General features: G+C 70.1%; 18 protein-coding genes. 10 read left to right on the top strand and 8 right to left on the bottom strand.

Annotation, left to right across the window (positions count from 1 at the left end):
• From MRS60_RS13115 to cobC, 5 genes are read left to right on the top strand one after another with little or no spacing between them, the layout of a single operon-like run.
• Entirely contained in the window at positions 1–999 is a 999-nt protein-coding gene (locus MRS60_RS13115; protein ID WP_243564810.1) for a FecCD family ABC transporter permease, read from the top strand.
• Positions 996–1,817, top strand: coding sequence for an ABC transporter ATP-binding protein (locus tag MRS60_RS13110; RefSeq protein WP_243564809.1), 822 nt, complete (start codon positions 996–998; stop codon positions 1,815–1,817). Before MRS60_RS13115 ends, MRS60_RS13110 begins: the two co-directional genes overlap by 4 nt.
• 52 nt (positions 1,818–1,869) lie before the next feature.
• Positions 1,870–2,925 carry a nicotinate-nucleotide--dimethylbenzimidazole phosphoribosyltransferase gene (gene cobT / locus MRS60_RS13105; protein ID WP_105393088.1) on the top strand — a complete coding sequence of 352 codons (1,056 nt, stop codon included), beginning with the start codon at positions 1,870–1,872 and terminating at the stop codon, positions 2,923–2,925.
• The gene (locus tag MRS60_RS13100) at positions 2,915–3,691 is read left to right on the top strand and encodes an adenosylcobinamide-GDP ribazoletransferase (RefSeq protein ID WP_217590041.1); all 777 of its coding nucleotides are present in this window, start codon (positions 2,915–2,917) and stop codon (positions 3,689–3,691) included. Before cobT ends, MRS60_RS13100 begins: the two co-directional genes overlap by 11 nt.
• The gene (gene cobC / locus MRS60_RS13095) at positions 3,676–4,260 is read left to right on the top strand and encodes an alpha-ribazole phosphatase (protein WP_175749817.1); all 585 of its coding nucleotides are present in this window, start codon (positions 3,676–3,678) and stop codon (positions 4,258–4,260) included. Before MRS60_RS13100 ends, cobC begins: the two co-directional genes overlap by 16 nt.
• A 114-nt stretch (positions 4,261–4,374) precedes the next feature.
• Here cobC and MRS60_RS13090 read toward each other — a convergent pair whose 3' ends face one another.
• From MRS60_RS13090 to cobU, 4 genes are read right to left on the bottom strand one after another with little or no spacing between them, the layout of a single operon-like run.
• Entirely contained in the window at positions 4,375–5,292 is a 918-nt protein-coding gene (locus MRS60_RS13090) for a cobalamin-binding protein (RefSeq protein ID WP_243564808.1), read from the bottom strand.
• Positions 5,289–6,308: a threonine-phosphate decarboxylase CobD gene (gene cobD / locus MRS60_RS13085; RefSeq protein ID WP_243564807.1), complete on the bottom strand. Its 1,020-nt coding sequence runs from the start codon at positions 6,306–6,308 to the stop codon at positions 5,289–5,291. Before cobD ends, MRS60_RS13090 begins: the two co-directional genes overlap by 4 nt.
• Positions 6,301–7,245: an adenosylcobinamide-phosphate synthase CbiB gene (gene cbiB, locus MRS60_RS13080; protein WP_175749814.1), complete on the bottom strand. Its 945-nt coding sequence runs from the start codon at positions 7,243–7,245 to the stop codon at positions 6,301–6,303. Before cbiB ends, cobD begins: the two co-directional genes overlap by 8 nt.
• A complete protein-coding gene (gene cobU / locus MRS60_RS13075) occupies positions 7,239–7,793 on the bottom strand; it encodes a bifunctional adenosylcobinamide kinase/adenosylcobinamide-phosphate guanylyltransferase (protein ID WP_243564806.1) in 555 nt (184 codons plus the stop codon). Before cobU ends, cbiB begins: the two co-directional genes overlap by 7 nt.
• A 75-nt stretch (positions 7,794–7,868) precedes the next feature.
• On the opposite strand from cobU, the gene MRS60_RS13070 reads away from it, so the two are divergent.
• The 4 genes from MRS60_RS13070 (at position 7,869) to MRS60_RS13055 (ending at position 10,955) form a co-directional block, all read left to right on the top strand.
• Positions 7,869–9,371, top strand: a complete 1,503-nt coding sequence (locus MRS60_RS13070; RefSeq protein WP_034178762.1) for a cobyric acid synthase — start codon at positions 7,869–7,871, stop codon at positions 9,369–9,371.
• Between the two features lie 83 nt (positions 9,372–9,454).
• Entirely contained in the window at positions 9,455–9,595 is a 141-nt protein-coding gene (locus MRS60_RS13065; RefSeq protein ID WP_165948134.1) for a hypothetical protein, read from the top strand.
• A 150-nt stretch (positions 9,596–9,745) separates the two neighbouring features.
• Positions 9,746–10,159 (top strand): DoxX family protein, encoded by a 414-nt coding sequence (locus tag MRS60_RS13060; protein WP_105393092.1) that lies wholly within the window; start codon positions 9,746–9,748, stop codon positions 10,157–10,159.
• 136 nt (positions 10,160–10,295) lie between these two features.
• Positions 10,296–10,955 (top strand): ParA family protein, encoded by a 660-nt coding sequence (locus tag MRS60_RS13055; RefSeq protein WP_034178760.1) that lies wholly within the window; start codon positions 10,296–10,298, stop codon positions 10,953–10,955.
• Positions 10,956–11,095: 140 nt separating this feature from the next.
• On the opposite strand, the gene panD is transcribed toward MRS60_RS13055, so the two are convergent.
• The 4 genes from panD to MRS60_RS13035 form a co-directional block, all read right to left on the bottom strand.
• The gene (panD, locus tag MRS60_RS13050) at positions 11,096–11,482 is read right to left on the bottom strand and encodes an aspartate 1-decarboxylase (RefSeq protein ID WP_031398432.1); all 387 of its coding nucleotides are present in this window, start codon (positions 11,480–11,482) and stop codon (positions 11,096–11,098) included.
• 44 nt (positions 11,483–11,526) lie between these two features.
• Positions 11,527–12,366 carry a pantoate--beta-alanine ligase gene (gene panC, locus MRS60_RS13045; protein WP_243564805.1) on the bottom strand — a complete coding sequence of 280 codons (840 nt, stop codon included), beginning with the start codon at positions 12,364–12,366 and terminating at the stop codon, positions 11,527–11,529.
• 270 nt (positions 12,367–12,636) lie between these two features.
• The gene (locus MRS60_RS13040; RefSeq protein WP_034178758.1) at positions 12,637–13,509 is read right to left on the bottom strand and encodes a segregation and condensation protein A; all 873 of its coding nucleotides are present in this window, start codon (positions 13,507–13,509) and stop codon (positions 12,637–12,639) included.
• Between the two features lie 4 nt (positions 13,510–13,513).
• Positions 13,514–13,702, bottom strand: a complete 189-nt coding sequence (locus tag MRS60_RS13035; protein WP_034178757.1) for a DUF3460 family protein — start codon at positions 13,700–13,702, stop codon at positions 13,514–13,516.
• Between the two features lie 252 nt (positions 13,703–13,954).
• Here MRS60_RS13035 and MRS60_RS13030 point away from each other — a divergent pair, with 252 nt between their 5' ends.
• Positions 13,955–15,769 (top strand): autotransporter assembly complex protein TamA, encoded by a 1,815-nt coding sequence (locus MRS60_RS13030; RefSeq protein ID WP_243564804.1) that lies wholly within the window; start codon positions 13,955–13,957, stop codon positions 15,767–15,769.
• Positions 15,770–15,793: the final 24 nt, after the last annotated feature.

Genomic DNA, 15,793 nt, shown 5'->3' with positions numbered 1-15,793 from the left:
ATGAGCGCCGCGCGCGCCGCCGCGATCTGGGCCGCGCTGGCCGCCGTGGCCGCGTTGCTGTTCGTCGCATCGCTGTCGATCGGCAGCGTGCCGATGTCGCCGTGGCAGGCGCTCGCGTCGCTCGTGCCGCATGGCGGCGACGCGCTGTTCGCCGACATCGTCCGCACGCTGCGCCTGCCGCGCGCGCTTGCGGGTTTCGCGTGCGGTGCGCTGCTCGCGCTTGCCGGTGCGCTGCTGCAGGTGCTGCTGCGCAACCCGCTCGCGGAACCGTACGTGCTCGGCGTGTCCGGCGGCGCGGCCGGGTTCGCGCTCGTCGCGATGATCGCGGGCGGTGCGTGGTGGCTCGTCGATGCGTCGGCGTTCGCCGGCGCGCTCGTGTCGGTCGCGCTCGTGCTCGGCCTCGCGCGCCGCGAGCTGTGGCGCGGCGATTCGCGCGATGCGTCGCCGCGGCTGCTGCTCACCGGTGTCGTGATCGCGGCAGGGTGGGGTGCGCTCGTCACGCTGCTGCTGTCGCTCGCGCCCGATGCGCGGTTGCGCGGGATCATCTTCTGGCTGACGGGCGACCTGAACGGCGTGACCGCACCGTGGTTCGCGTGGGGCGCGCTGCTATTGGCCGCATGTGTCGCGCTGCCGGCCGCGCCGGAATTGAACGTGCTGCTGCGCGGCGACGCGACCGCGCTCGCGCTCGGTGTCCCCGTCGCGCGCCTGCGCGTGCGAATCTATCTCGTCGCGTCGCTGGCCGCGGCAGCTGCGGTAACGACGGCCGGCACGATCGGCTTCGTCGGCCTCGTCGTGCCGCATGCGCTGCGGCTCGCGTTCGGCAACGACCAGCGCATGCTGCTGCCGGCCGCGATGCTCGCGGGCGGCGGCGGCGTGATGGCGGCGGACCTGCTCGCGCGCACCGCGATCGCGCCCGCGCAACTGCCGGTCGGCGTGATGACCGCGTTGATCGGTGTGCCGGTGTTCCTGTGGATGTTGCTGAGGAGACCGATGCGATGACAGGCGCTGCACAGCACGCTGCCGCCTCCGGCAACGACATGGCCTGCACGTGCGTGGACCTGACGCTGAGGGCCGGCGCGCGCACGCTGCTCGACGGCTTCACGCAGGCCTTCCGTCCCGGCGAAATCTGGTGCGTCGCGGGGCCGAACGGCGCGGGCAAGACGACGCTGCTCGCGACGCTCGCGGGGCTGCACCCGCCGGCCGGCGGCCGGGTCGAGATCGACGGCCGGCCGCTCGCCGCATGGCCGCCCACGCAGCTCGCGCAGCGCCGCGCGCTGATGCCGCAGCAACTGCACGATGCATTCAGCGCGACCGTGTTCGACACGGTGCTGCTCAACCGTTTTCCGTATCTCGGCGGCTGGGGCTGGGAGCGCGACGGCGACCGCGCGGCCGCGCACGATGCGCTCGCGACCTTCGACCTGACCGCACTGGCGTCGCGCGACGTGCTGTCGCTGTCGGGCGGCGAGCGGCAGCGGGTCGCGCTGGCCGCGACGCTGTGCCAGGACGCGCCGCTGATGCTGCTCGACGAGCCGCTCGCGCATCTCGACCTGCATCACCAGATCGACTGCCTGACCGCGCTGGCCGCATGGCTCGACGCGGGCCCGCGCACGGTGCTGTTCTCGTGCCACGACCTGAATCTCGCGCGGCGTTTCGCGACGCATGCGCTGTTGCTCGACGGCCGCGGCCATGCATGGGCCGGCCCCGTGCACGACGTGCTGACGCCCGAGCGTGCGAGCGATGCGTTCGGCTATCCGCTCGTGCTGATCCGCGAGCATGGCCGCGACGCGCTGCTGCCTGCGTGGCCCGAGCGACAATGACCTTTTCCTTTCCGATGCGCGGCGCAGGCCGCGCCAACGACACGGCTTCCCGATGACGACTCCGACCCACTTCCCGCCCGCGATCGCGCCGCTCGACGACGCGCTGCGCAAGCGCCTGCAGCATGTGATCGACCACAAGACCAAGCCGCCCGGCAGCCTCGGCCAGCTCGAAGCGCTCGCGCTGCAGATCGGCCTGATCCAGCGCACCGAGCGTCCGACCGTGCAGCGCCCCGTGATGATCGTGTTCGCAGGCGATCACGGGATCGCGGCCGAGGGCGTGAGTCCTTACCCGCAAGCGGTGACCGCGCAGATGGTTGCGAACTTCCTGGCCGGCGGCGCGGCGATCAACGCGTTCTCGGGCGTCGCGCAGAGCACGCTCGAGATCGTCGATGCGGGCGTTGCGTCGCCGCTGCCGCTGTCCGACCGGCTGGTGTCGCTGCCGGTCGCGCGCGGCACGCGCAACTTCGCGGCGGAGCCGGCGATGACGCGCGACGAGGCGATGACGGCGCTCGCGGCCGGCGCGGCGCGCGTGCGCCTGCACGCGTCGCTCGGCACGAACGTGATCGGCTTCGGCGAGATGGGGATCGCGAACACGTCGTCGGCCGCGTGCCTGATGAGCCGCCTGCTCGACGTGCCGATCGACGCGTGCGTCGGGCGCGGCACGGGCCTCGACGATCAGGGCCTCGCGCACAAGCGCGCGGTGCTCGGCCGCGCGCTCGTCAAGCACTCGCACGCGATCGCGCCGCTCGACGTGCTCGCGACGTTCGGCGGCTTCGAGATCGCGATGATGACGGGCGCGTATCTCGCGGCCGCGAGCGAGCGGATGACGATCCTCGTCGACGGCTTCATCGCGACGGCCGCGCTGCTCGTCGCCGAGCGCATCGCGCCCGGCGTGCGCGACTACTGCGTGTTCTCGCATACGTCGCACGAGGCCGGGCACCGGCGCATGCTCGAGCATTTCGGCGCGAAGCCGCTGCTCGCGCTCGACCTGCGGCTCGGCGAAGGCACGGGCGCGGCGCTCGCGCTGCCGCTCGTGCGTGCGGCGGCCGCGTTCCTCAGCGAGATGGCGAGCTTCGAGTCTGCCGGCGTCGACGATCGTGACGCCTGATCGCGGGCCCGGCGTGCGTGCCGAACTGCGCTACTTCTTCGTCGCGCTCGGCTACTTCACGCGCGTGCCCGTGCCGCGCGCGATCGGCTACGCGGCCGGCGATCTCGATCAGGCCGCACGCTATTTCCCGCTCGTCGGCGCATGCGTCGGCGCGTGGGGTGCGCTCGTCTATCTCGCCGCGCTGCGCGTGCTGCCCGCGTCGATCGCGGTCGGGCTGTCGATGGCTGCGACGCTGCTCGCGACCGGCGCTTTCCACGAGGACGGCCTCGCCGACAGCTGCGATGCGTTCGGCGGCGGCTATACGCGCGACGACGTGCTGCGCATCATGCACGACTCGCGGATCGGCACGTTCGGCGCAGTCGCGCTCGTGATCGCGCTCGGCCTGAAATGGCAGGCGCTCGCGGCCATGCCGCCGCTGCGCGCCGCGTGGACGATGATCGCCGCGCATGCGGCGAGCCGCGCGGCGGCCGTCAGCCTGCTGATGTCGCTCGACTATGTGCGGCCCGAAGGCAAGGCGAAGCCGGTCGCGCAACGGATGGGTGCACGCGCGGCGTGCGTCGCGGCGGTATTCGGGTTGCCGTGGCTGTTCTGGCCGGACTGGCGCATGGGTGTCGCCGCGAGCGCCGCGCTCGTGCTCGTGCGCGCGTGGGCGGCCCGCTACTTCGTGAAACGGATCGGCGGTTATACGGGCGACTGTCTCGGCTTCGCGCAGCAACTGAGCGAACTGGCGATCTATCTCGTGGTGCTCGGATGGACGTCGTCCTGATCCGTCATCCGGCCGTCGCCGTCGAGCCGGGCATGTGTTACGGACGCAGCGACGTGCCGCTCGCCGCGCCGGCCGACGCCGGCGCGCATGCCGTGCGTGCGCATCTGTCGGCTCTCGGCGCGCCGCCGCCCGAACAGCTCTGGACGAGCCCGCTGACGCGATGCGCGTCGATCGCCGAACGGCTCGCGCACGCATTCGATGTGCCGCTGCAGCGCGATGCCGACTGGCAGGAAATGGATTTCGGCGCGTGGGAAATGCGGCGCTGGGACGATATCGACCGTGCGGCGCTCGATGCGTGGGCGGCCGACCTGATGCATGCGTGCGCGCATGGCGGCGAAAGCGTCGCGCGGTTCGCCGCGCGGGTTGCACGGCGGGCCGATGCGGTGATGCAGGCCGATCGGCCGCAATGGGCGGTCACGCATGCGGGCGTGATCCGCGCGTTCGCATCGCATGTGTTGCGTGTGCCGCTCGATACGCTGCTGTCGCGGCCGGTGCCGACAGGCGGTGTCGTCTGGCTGCGTGCGGATGATGCGGCGCGAACATGGGAAGTCGTGCACTGGGATGAATAGGCTCGCTCGCGTCTGCATGTGAACGACACGACGCGCGGTCGAACCATCACGAGCGCAGGACGCGTCCGGGACAGGTGCGCGGCAAACGCACAAGTCAGCGGAAATCAGCGGAAATCAGCGCGCTGGCCGCCGCGCACGCGCGGCATCGAGATCCTCGCACAGCGCGGCCGCACCCTGCGCGATCCGCGGCGACGGCCGCGTCAGCAGATCGCCGTCGATCGCGAACAGGTTGTTGCGCGCCACGGCCGTCAGCGCGGGCCACGCGCGCCAGCGTGCAAGGCTCGGCAGCGGTTCGTTCGAGCGCGTCGCGCCGGCGCTCGTCGTCACGATCGCTTCCGGATTCGCGGCGAGCACGGCCTCGTCGGTGACGCTCGGCGCGAGCGGCTTGAGCGACGCGAACACGTTGCGGCCGCCGCATAGTGCGATCACGTCGTTGACCAGGTGCTCGCCGTTGAGCGTCGTCAGCGGGCGGTCCCAGACCTGGAAGAACATCGTGACGGGCGGCCGCGCGGCGTAGCGTGCACGCAGCGTCGCGATGTCGTGCGCAAAGGACGCCGCGGCCGCATCGGCTGCCGGCTGCGTGCCGAGCAGCGTGCCGAGCCGGCGCAGCGACGACGACACATCGTCGAGATGTTTCGGTTCACTGAAGAACAGCGGGATATGCAGCGCGCGCAGCGCGTCGGTCTGCCGCTCGGCGTTGCCGTGCCGCCAGACCACGATCAGGTCGGGCTTCAGCGCTGCGATTCGTTCGAGGTCGAGCGCCTTGTTGTCGCCGACGAGCGGCACCGCTCGCGCGGCGGGCGGATAGTCGCTGTACGTGACGGTGCCGACGAGCTTCTTACCGCCGCCGGCCGCGTAGACCAGCTCGGTTGCGTGCGGCGCGAGGCTGATCACGCGCTGCGCGGGCGCGGGCAGCGTAACCGTATTGCCGGCGTCGTCGCGTGTCGTGACATCGGCATGGACGAGCGGTGCATGAGCGAGCGCGGCCAGTGTCGCGACCAGCGTCAGCCGGCGGAACCTGCGTGGGCTCATGCGGATTCCTGTTGCAGCGTCGGCACGCAGTGCGCGAGCGCATCATCGAGGCGCTGCCACTCCGCTTCGTTGCCCGGCAGGCCGATGCGCACGCTCGACGGCTTCGCGAAGTATCGCGTCCAGATCCCGCGTGCCGCGAGCGCCGCATGCAGCGCCGCGGCGCGCGTGTCGTCGGTCCAGCTGAACAGCGGTGTCGCGCGAACCGCGAAGCCGTGCGCGCGCAGCAGTGCGGCCAGCCGCTCGCCGTCGGCCGCGAGCCGTTCGCGGGCGGCGGCCTGCCATGCACGATCCGCGAACGCCACGGCGACTGCGTGACGCGCGGGGCCGCCGACCGTCCATGCGCCGAGCATGTCGCGCAGCGCGACGATCCGTTCGGGGCATGCGAGCACGAAGCCCGAGCGGATACCGGCGAGACCGAAGAACTTGCCGACCGAGCGCAGCACGACGAGCCCGGGGCGATCGACCTGCGGCGCGAGCGATTGCGTCGCGCCCGTATCGGCGAACGCCTCGTCGACGATCAGCGTGCCGCCGCGCGCCGACAACTGCGCATGCCAGCCGATTAGGCGTTCGGCCGGCACGAATTCGGCGGTCGGGTTGTTCGGATTCCCGACGATGACGTGGCGCAGCGTCGCCGGCAGCGTATCCGTGCCGATGTCGAGCGGAACGACGCGATGGCCGTGACGCGCGAACGCGGGCGCGTATTCGCCGTACGCGAGCGACGCGACACCGGCGTCGCCGGTTGGCAGCAACGCAGGCAATGCGCGGATCGCGGCCTGGCTGCCGGCGACCGGCAGCACGTGCGCGGGATCGGGCGCGCGGTAGTACTGCGCGGCGCAGGCCGCGAGGCCGTCGCCGTCGTCGGGCAGCCGGCGCCACGCGTCGGCCGGGACGGGCGGCACCGGAAAGCCGACTGGATTGATGCCGGTCGACAGATCGAGCCACGCGTCGTACGGAATGTCGTGGCGGCGTGCGGCTTCATGCAGGTTGCCGCCGTGCGCGATGCGTGTATCAGACATGATGGGTAGCCATGACGAGAGCGCCGCTCGCGACCAGCAGCGCGAGCCACAGTGCGAGCGTGCGTGTGACGAGCGACAGCGCGGCGACGACGTGGACGGCGGTCGCCGTTGCACCGGTGCCGAGCGTCGGACGATCCTCGATTTCACCGTGATAGACGGCCGGGCCGCCGAGCTGCACGTTCAGGCTGCCCGCGCCCGCGGCCATCACCGGGCCCGCGTTCGGGCTGTCCCAGTGGCGCGCCTGCGTGCGCCAGCAGCGCCATGCGGCGGCCGTGTCGCCGAGCAGCGCGTAGCTCGCGGCCGTGAGGCGCGCGGGAATCCAGTTCATCGCGTCGTCGAGGCGCGCGGCGGCCCAGCCGAAGGTCAGGAAGCGCGGCGTGCGGTAGCCCCACATCGCGTCGAGCGTGTTCGCGAGCCGGAACAGCAGCGCGCCGGGGCCGCCCGCGACGACGAACCAGAAGAGTGCGCCGAAGATCGCGTCGTTGCCGTTCTCGAGCGCCGATTCGACGGCCGCGCGCGACAATGCGCCTTCGTCGGCGTCGCTCGTGTCGCGCGACACGATGCGCGCGGTCAACTTACGCGCGGCGTCGAGGTCGCGCCGCAGCAGCGCCGCTGCGATCGGCGCGACGTGGTCGGCGAGGCTTTTCGCTCCGAGCGCGAACCACAGCAGCGTGACGTGCAGCGCGGCCGCGAGCGGCCACGGCAGCACGGCCACGAGCCATGCGGCGACGGCCACCGGCGGCACGACGGCCGCGGCCCACGCGGCGACACCGACCACGCGGCCGCGTCGGCCCGTATTCAGAGCGCCTTCGATGCGCGCGGCAAGCCGGCCGAACGCGACGAGCGGATGCCAGCCGGCGGGTTCGCCGATCGCGCGGTCGACGATCGCGGCCGCGACCGCGAGCATCGCGACGACGGGCAGCGACAGCATCAGCATGACGGCGCTCCCGTCTTGAGGTCGAGCGGCAGCCCGGCGACGAGCAGCGTCACGCGCGTCGCGAGCGCGGCGACGCGCTGGTTCAGGCGCCCGAGTTCGTCGACGTAGCGGCGCGTGACCGACCCGAGCGGCACGACGCCGAGCCCGATCTCGTTGCTGACGACGATCACCTTCGCGCGCGCGCCGCGCAATGCATGTTCGAGCCGCTCGACCTGCGCCGCGTACTGCGCATCGTCGAGCGGTTCGCCGTCGGCCGGGCACAGCAGGTTCGTGAGCCACAGCGTCAGGCAGTCGACCAGCAGGCATGCGTGCGGATCGTCGAGCCGCGCGAGCGTGCCGGCGAGGTCGACGGGCGCGTCGGCGAACCCCCATTCGGCCGGCCGGCGCGCGCGATGATGCGCGATGCGCTGCGCGAATTCGGCATCGGCGGCGGTCGCGGTCGCGATGTAGGTGACGGGGCGGCCGCTGTCGGCGGCGAGCCGCTCGGCATGCGCGCTCTTGCCCGAGCGCGCGCCGCCGAGGACGAAGGTGAGGTCGTGCGGAATCATCGCGTGATTGTAACGGCGCACGCGTACCGGCGCGGGCGATAATGCGGCCTTTGCTTCGCGACGACCTTTAACACGATGAATGCACCCGAGCCGCGGCCGCGCGGTACGCTGATGATCCAGGGCACGACGTCCGACGCGGGCAAGAGCACGCTCGTCGCGGGCCTGTGCCGCCTGGCGCGCCGTGCCGGCGCGCGCGTTGCGCCGTTCAAGCCGCAGAACATGGCGCTCAACAGCGCGGTGACGGCCGACGGCGGCGAGATCGGCCGCGCGCAGGCGCTGCAGGCGCTGGCCGCGGGCGTCGCGCCGCATACGGATTTCAACCCCGTGCTGCTGAAGCCGACGAGCGATCGCGGCGCGCAGGTGATCATTCACGGCAAGGCGCGGTTGAACCTCGACGCGCGTGCATATCACGACTACAAGCCGGTCGCGTTCGACGCGGTGCTCGAGTCGTACGCGCGCTTGCGCGCCGGTTACGACACGGTGATCGTCGAGGGCGCCGGCAGCCCGGCCGAGATCAACCTGCGCGACGGCGACATCGCGAACATGGGCTTTGCCGAACGGGTCGACTGCCCGGTCGTGCTCGTCGCCGACATCGACCGCGGCGGCGTGTTCGCGCACCTGGTCGGCACGCTCGCGTGCCTGTCGGACAGCGAGCGTGCGCGCGTGCGCGGCTTCGTGATCAACCGTTTCCGCGGCGACGTCAAGCTGCTCGAACCGGGGCTCGACTGGCTGCGTGCGCAGACCGGCAAGCCGGTGTTCGGCGTGCTGCCGTACCTGCACGGGCTGCTGCTCGATGCGGAGGACATGCTGCCCGCGCAGGCGCGCAGCGCCGCCGTACGCGGCGACGCCGGCGTACTGCGCGTCGTCGTGCCCGCGCTGCCGCGCATCAGCAACCACACCGATTTCGATCCGCTGCGCGCGCATCCGCAGGTCGAGTTCACGTACTGGAAGAGCGGCCCGGTGCCGGATGCCGACCTGCTGATCCTGCCCGGTTCGAAGAGCGTGCAGCGCGATCTCGAATGGCTGCGCGACGCGGGCTGGGACGCGATGATCCGTCGTCACCTGCGCTACGGCGGCAAGGTGATCGGCATCTGCGGCGGAATGCAGATGCTCGGCCGCACGCTGGACGATCCGCTCGGCCTCGAAGGCGCGCCCGGCAGCGTGCCGGGGCTCGGGCTGCTCGATTTCGACACGACGCTGCAGCCCGACAAGACGCTGAAGAACGTGACCGGGCATCTCGCGCTGCCGGGCGGGGCCGCCGTGCGCGGCTACGAGATCCACATGGGCGACACGCGCGGGCCCGCGCTCTCCGCGCCCGCGCTGGCGCTGGCAGCCGACGCCGCGCAGGACGGCGCGCGCCCGGACGGCGCGGTTTCGGCCGACAACCAGATCCTCGCGACCTACGTGCACGGGCTGTTCGATGCGCCCGACGCGTGCGCGGCGCTGCTCGCGTGGGCCGGGCTCGACGGCGCGGAGCGCATCGACTATCCGGCGCTGCGCGAAGCATCGCTGGAGCGGCTGGCCGATACGTTCGCCGAACATCTCGACCTCGACGCGCTGTACGCCGAGTTTCGCTGAAGCGGCGCCGGGCCGCCCTCGCTTTTTCCGCCGGATCGCGTACAACACAAGGAGGGCGGAGGTCCGCCTGGAGGAGTGCGACGATGAAGGTTCGATGGTGGTGGAGCGTGCTGCTCGCGGCGCTGCTGGGCGCATCGGCGGTTGCACACGCGTGCGATTCGTACACACCGGGCGGCAGCCAGTCCGGGTCCGGCGACGCCACACAAGGCAAAAGCGGGTACTGACGCAGGTATCGGGGCATGATCGATCATGCCCCTTTTTATGGCCTTATTCGTTCCTGTTGGGAATCGGTTAAAGCGAATTGGCGTGTTTATCGGCTGAATCTATTCGAATAGAGTGCGATCCATTCTGATCCACTCACGAAGGAATCCGCCATGAACCCCAATCGCCTGAACGATTTTGCCGCGACGCTGCTGCGCGTCGCGCTCGGCGTGCTGTACCTCGCGCACGTCGCGCAGAAGGTGTTCGTCTTCACGCTGCCCGGCACCGCGCAGTTCTTTGCGTCGATCGGCCTGCCGGGCTGGCTCGCATACCTGACGACGTTCGTCGAACTGGCGGGCGGCCTGGCGCTGCTCGCGGGTTTCCGCGTGCGGGTCGCCGCGCTCGCGCTGCTGCCGTTCATGCTCGGCGCGACGGCCGCGCATCTGCCGAACGGCTGGAGCTTCTCGTCGCCGCACGGCGGCTGGGAATATCCGGCGTTCTGGGCCGTCACGCTTGCCGTGCAGGCGCTGCTGGGCGGCGGCGCGTTCGCGATCGGCGCCCGGGAGGCCGCGGTTCAGCGCGTGTAAGGAAGTATCAGGGGCGCGCGGTTCGGCGCAACCCGTTCCGGTGATCCCCCGTTTGCCGATATCATCGCTCCCTGTATCCGCAATCGAGCGGCGCCAGCCATGCGGCCGGCGCCGCGTGGCTTTTTCGGGGGAATTCATGACGGTGATCGTGGTGGCGAATCCGAAGGGCGGCGTGGGGAAGAGCACGTTGTCCACCAATCTTGCCGGCTATTTCGCGGCGCAGGGCGCGTGGGTCGCGCTCGCCGACCTGGACCGGCAGCAGTCCGCGCATGCGTGGCTCGACCTCCGGCCGGCCGGCTTGCCGGCGATCGAGTCGTGGGATCTCGATCCGGACGCACCGTCGAAGCCCCCGCGCGGCCTCGAATACGCGGTGATCGATACGCCGGCCGGCCTGCACGGCAACCGGCTCGGCGTCGCGCTGCAACTGGCCGACAAGGTGATCGTGCCGCTGCAGCCGTCGATGTTCGATATTCTCGCGACCCAGCAGTTTCTGGAGCGCCTCGCCGGCGAAAAGGCCGTGCGCAAGGGCGGCGTCGAGGTCGGGATCGTCGGGATGCGGGTCGATGCGCGCACGCGCTCGTCGGACCAGCTGCACCGCTTCGTCGAAGGGCTCGGCCTGCCGGTGCTCGGCTACGTGCGCGACACGCAGAACTACGTGCAGATCGCCGCGCACGGCCTCACGCTGTGGGACGTCGCGAAGAGCCGGGTCGAAAAGGATCTCGAACAGTGGCGGCCGATCGTCGAATGGGCCGAGCGCAGTGCGCCGAAGGCGGAGAAGGCCGCCAAGGCGTCCTGATCCGATCGCGCGACCACGAGGCCGGCGCGGGCCGAAATGAGAAAGGGCCGGATTCCGTGTCGCACGGGATCCGGCCCTTCGACCGCAGGCGGCGCAGCCGCTCCCGCGCGCCACGGCACGCGGGCGGCCTGTCAGTCAGGTTACGTCCAGTTCTGCGTCGGCACGTGATCGCGGTGGCCCTTGATCTTGTTGCCGTCGTCGATGAACACGAGCTTCGGCTTCCAGCCGGCCTGCAGTTCGGCCTCGTCGACCATCGCGAACGCCGCGATGATCACGAGGTCGCCGAGCTGCGCACGGCGCGCGGCCGAGCCGTTCAGCGAGATCATCCCGCTGCCGCGCTCGCCCTTGATCGCGTACGTCGAGAAGCGCTCGCCGTTGTTGATGTTCCAGATGTCGATCCGTTCGTTTTCGACGATGTTCGACGCTTCGAGCAGGTCTTCGTCGATCGCGCACGAGCCTTCGTAATGCAGCTCGCAGTGCGTGACTGCCGCGCGGTGGATCTTCGATTTGAGCATGTGGCGCTGCATGGTGTCTCCGTGATGCGTCGTGAGAGGCGCGGGCGGGCGGCCCGTCAGATTTCCAGGTTGTCGATGAGGCGCGTCGCGCCGAGCTTCGCGGCCGCGAGCACGACGAGCGGCTCGCCGGCTTCGAGTTCGGCGGCGCTCGGCGCGATCAGGTTCGCGCGGCGGCGGATCGACAGGTAGTCGGGCGCCCAGCCGCGCTCGGCCAGGTGCGTGCGCGCGTGTTGCTCGAGCTTGCCGAGGTCGCGCTCGCCGCCGAGCACGCTTTCGCGCATGCGCTGCAGCGTCTTCGCGAGTTCGGGCGCTTCCCGGCGCTCGTCGGCCGACAGGTAGCGGTTGCGCGACGACAGCGCGAGGCCGTCCTCGTCGCGCACGGTTTCGGCCGCGATGATGTCGACCGGCAGCGCGAGTTGCTGGCACATGCGGCGCACGATCATCAACTGCTGGTAGTCCTTCTTGCCGAACACTGCGACGCGCGGCTGCACGCAGGCCATCAGCTTCGACACGACCGTGCACACGCCGGTGAAGAAGCCGGGCCGGAATTCCCCTTCTAGGATCCCGCCGAGATCGTCCGGCGGCAGCACGCGGTATTCCTGCGGTTCCGGGTACATGTCGCGCTCGGTCGGCGCGAACAGCACGTAGACGTTTTCCTTCTGCAGCTTCTCGATATCGTCCTGCAGCGTGCGCGGGTATTTGTCGAAATCCTCGTTCGGGCCGAACTGCAGGCGGTTGACGAAGATGCTCGCCACGACCGGGTCGCCGTGCTGGCGCGCGAGGCGCATCAACGACAGGTGCCCTTCGTGCAGGTTGCCCATCGTCGGCACGAACGCCGTGCGGTTCTGTCCGCGCAGCTGGTCGCGCAGTTCCTGGATCGAGCTGATGACTTTCATGATCGGGTAGCGGGTTCCTCGCGCATGCGCGCGTTGGCGCCGCGGCAGCGGCGTCGGGGTCGAAGCGGAGAACGCCGGCGCGCGGGCGGCGCATCGGGCGTCGGCGGATTGTAGAGGATTTGGCCGCCAAACGCATCGAAAAGAGAACGATCGTTCACTTTTTAATCGGGCGTGCCGGAAACGAGCCGCGGCTTGGGCTGCGGCCACCCGCCGCGGCGACGCGGCGAGCGTCGGGGTGAATCGGGAGAACGGGAAGGGCGGGCGCGGGCCTTAAGCAGGCAGGTACGCGAGGCGCACGTAGATCGGCGCGAAAGGCTCGGGCTGCGTGATCTCGACGAGCGATTCGCGCGCGAGTTCGAGCATCGCGATGAAGTTCACGACGACGACCGGCACGCCGCGCGACGTGTCGAACAGGTCGGCGAATTCCATGAATCGCGCGTTCTGCAGCCGGCGCAGGATCAGGCTCATGTGTTCGCGCACCGACAGCTCCTCGCGGGAGATCTTGTGGTGCTGGACGAGCTTCGCGCGCTTGAGCACGTCGGCCCACGCGGCGCGCAGGTCGTCGGAGTTCACGTCGGGGAAGCGCGGCGTGATGCTTTGCTCGATGTAGACCTCGGCGCGCAGGAAGTCGCGGCCGAGCTGCGGCAATTGGTCGAGGCGCTGCGCGGCGAGCTTCATCTGCTCGTATTCGAGCAGGCGGCGCACGAGTTCGGCACGCGGATCTTCCGCTTCGTCGCCGGTGTCGGCCTTCTTGACCGGCAGCAGCATCCGCGACTTGATCTCGATCAGCATCGCGGCCATCAGCAGGTATTCGGCGGCCAGCTCGAGGTTCGACGTGCGGATCTGGTCGACATAACCCAGATATTGCGCGGTGACCTGCGCCATCGGGATGTCGAGCACGTTGAAGTTCTGCTTGCGGATCAGGTACAGCAGCAGGTCGAGCGGGCCTTCGAACGTCTCGAGGAAGATCTCGAGCGCGTCGGGCGGGATGTAGAGATCCTGCGGCAGCTTGAAGAGCGGCTCGCCGTACAGGCGAGCGAACGCCGCGACACCGTCGACCGTGTCGGGCGTCGAATCGGCGCCCGCGGGCGCGGCGATCGCGTCGTCCTGCCGGGCGGCGCTGGCCTCGTCGGCGGCGCTCACGTCGTCAGAAGTTCTGGTAGTAGACGTACGACGTTTGCTTCACGCGCGATTCCTGCTGGTCGGCGCGCTCTTCGAGGTCGATCGGCTGCTTGTCCCACAGCAGCGAACGGCCCTTGCGCTGCTCTTCCTCGAGCGTCGGCTTCTGCTGCTTGAGCTGGTTCAGGAACTGCGTGACGTCGGACTGGTACGGCATGGCTGGATTTTCCGTTTCGGGCGGCGCACGATGCGCCGGATTCGCGTTGGCGGGATTTTACCGCATCGCGGGAACGACCGGCGCCAATCGCGCGTCGAATCCGCGGGCCCGCACCTGCGGCGACGCGGCCCGGGCCCGTGCGCGCGTCGTTGCGCGCAAGCGTCAAAGCCTCGCGCGTGCGGGCATGGCCGCTGCCCTGTGGTCAAATACAGGGTTTCCACGAAACCGTGACAACCGAGGGCGAGGTCATATTTGGCGGGGCAGTCGAACCAGCAAGCATACATGGCGCATGACCCGGGCCCGCGCGCGGCACGCAATCGCGCCGGCGCCGCGGCCCGCGCCGCACGGGCGGCCTTCGCGGGTTGCGTCGCCGCGTTGTTCGCGTTGCCGGCCCACGCGAAGTACGACGTCGACATCGACGCGCCGCGCTCGGTCCGCAAGCTGCTCAAGTCGCATCTCGATATTGCGCGCTTCGCGAAGCGCGACGACATCAGCGACGACCAGTTCGACTTCCTCGTGACCGCCACGCCGCAGCAGGTGCGCGACCTGACCGCGACGGCCGGTTATTTCTCGCCGGTCGTGCGCACCGACGTGCGTATGCGCGACGGCAAGCGCGACGTGCGCATCGCGGTCGATCCGGGGCCGCGGACCGTCGTGTCGACGGTCGACCTGACGTTCAAGGGCCCCGTCGACACCGAAGATCCGAAGCAGGAGGCCGCGACCCGCTTCGCGTTCTCGCTGAAGCCCGGCGACCCGTTCACGCAGTCCGACTGGGACGGCGCGAAGGGCGCGGCGCTCAAGCAACTGCAGTCGCGCCGCTATCTCGGCGCGAAGATCACGTCGTCCGAGGCGCGCGTCGATCCGCGCACGCAGCGCGCGACGCTCGCGGTCACGTTCGACAGCGGGCCGACGTTTACGATCGGCAAGGTCGATGTCGACGGCGTGCGCCGCTATCCGGAGAAGATCGTCACGAACGTCAATCCGCTGTCGGAAGGCGAGATCTACGACGCGCAGCGGATCACCGAATTGCAGCGGCAGTTGCAGAACACGCCGTACTACGCGAGCGTCGCGATCGACGTCGGCGACGATACGACGAAGCCCGAGCGCACGCCCGTGCACGTGAAGGTGAGCGAGTTCCCGTACAACAACATCCGCGGCGGCGTCGGTTTCGCAACCGATACCGGGCCGCACGTGCAGGGCTCCTATACGTATCTCGACACGTTCGGCGCCGCGTGGCCGCTGACCGTGTCGGGCCGGCTCGACCAGATCCAGCAGTACGGGCAGGTTCAGCTGTCGATGCCGCCGGGCGAGAAAGGGTGGACCAACAGCGTGCTCGCGTCGTATACGAACACCAACGTGTCGGACACGCGCATCTACAGCGCGCGGGTCGGCGTGCAGCGCACGCGCACGGGCCAGTTCATCGACTATGCGTATTCGCTGATGTTCTACCAGGACCGGCTCGACCAGAACGGCGCGGGGCCGACCACGAGCCGCGCGCTCGTGCCGCAATGGGCCTGGACGCGCCGCAACGTCGACGATCCGCTGTTTCCGCGCTCGGGCAACCTGATCCACGCGGAGGCCGGCTTCGCGATCAAGGGCGTGGCGACCGACCAGACTTTCATCCGCGGCTACGCGCGCGGCCAGCAGTATTTGCCGATCGGCAAGCGCGACCTGTTCGTGTTCCGCGCGGAGCTCGGCGGCGTGTTCACGAGCGGCAGCTCGACCGGCGTGCCGGCGTCGCTGCTGTTCCGCGCGGGTGGCTCGAACTCGGTGCGCGGTTACGGTTACCAGAGCATCGGCAACAGCGTCGCCGGCTCCGTGTTGCCGACCAAGTACCTGATGACGGGCACCGCCGAATACCAGCACTGGTTCAACCGCGACTGGGGCGTCGCCACGTTCTTCGACATCGGCACCGCGACCGATGCGTGGGGCGAGAAGGTGTTTTATCCGGGCGTCGGCATCGGCGCGCGCTGGCGCAGCCCCGTCGGCCCGATCAACGTCGACGTCGCGTACGGGTTGCGCAACCACAGCGTGCGCCCGTACCTGACGCTCGGCATCGCTTTCTGAACGTACCGCTTCATCCACGACGAA

The sequence above is a fragment of the Burkholderia pyrrocinia genome (assembly GCF_022809715.1).
GTDB lineage: Bacteria > Pseudomonadota > Gammaproteobacteria > Burkholderiales > Burkholderiaceae > Burkholderia > Burkholderia pyrrocinia_C.
Note: the sequence above shows the minus strand (reverse complement) of the source record. Positions and strands in the feature narration are given on the sequence as shown.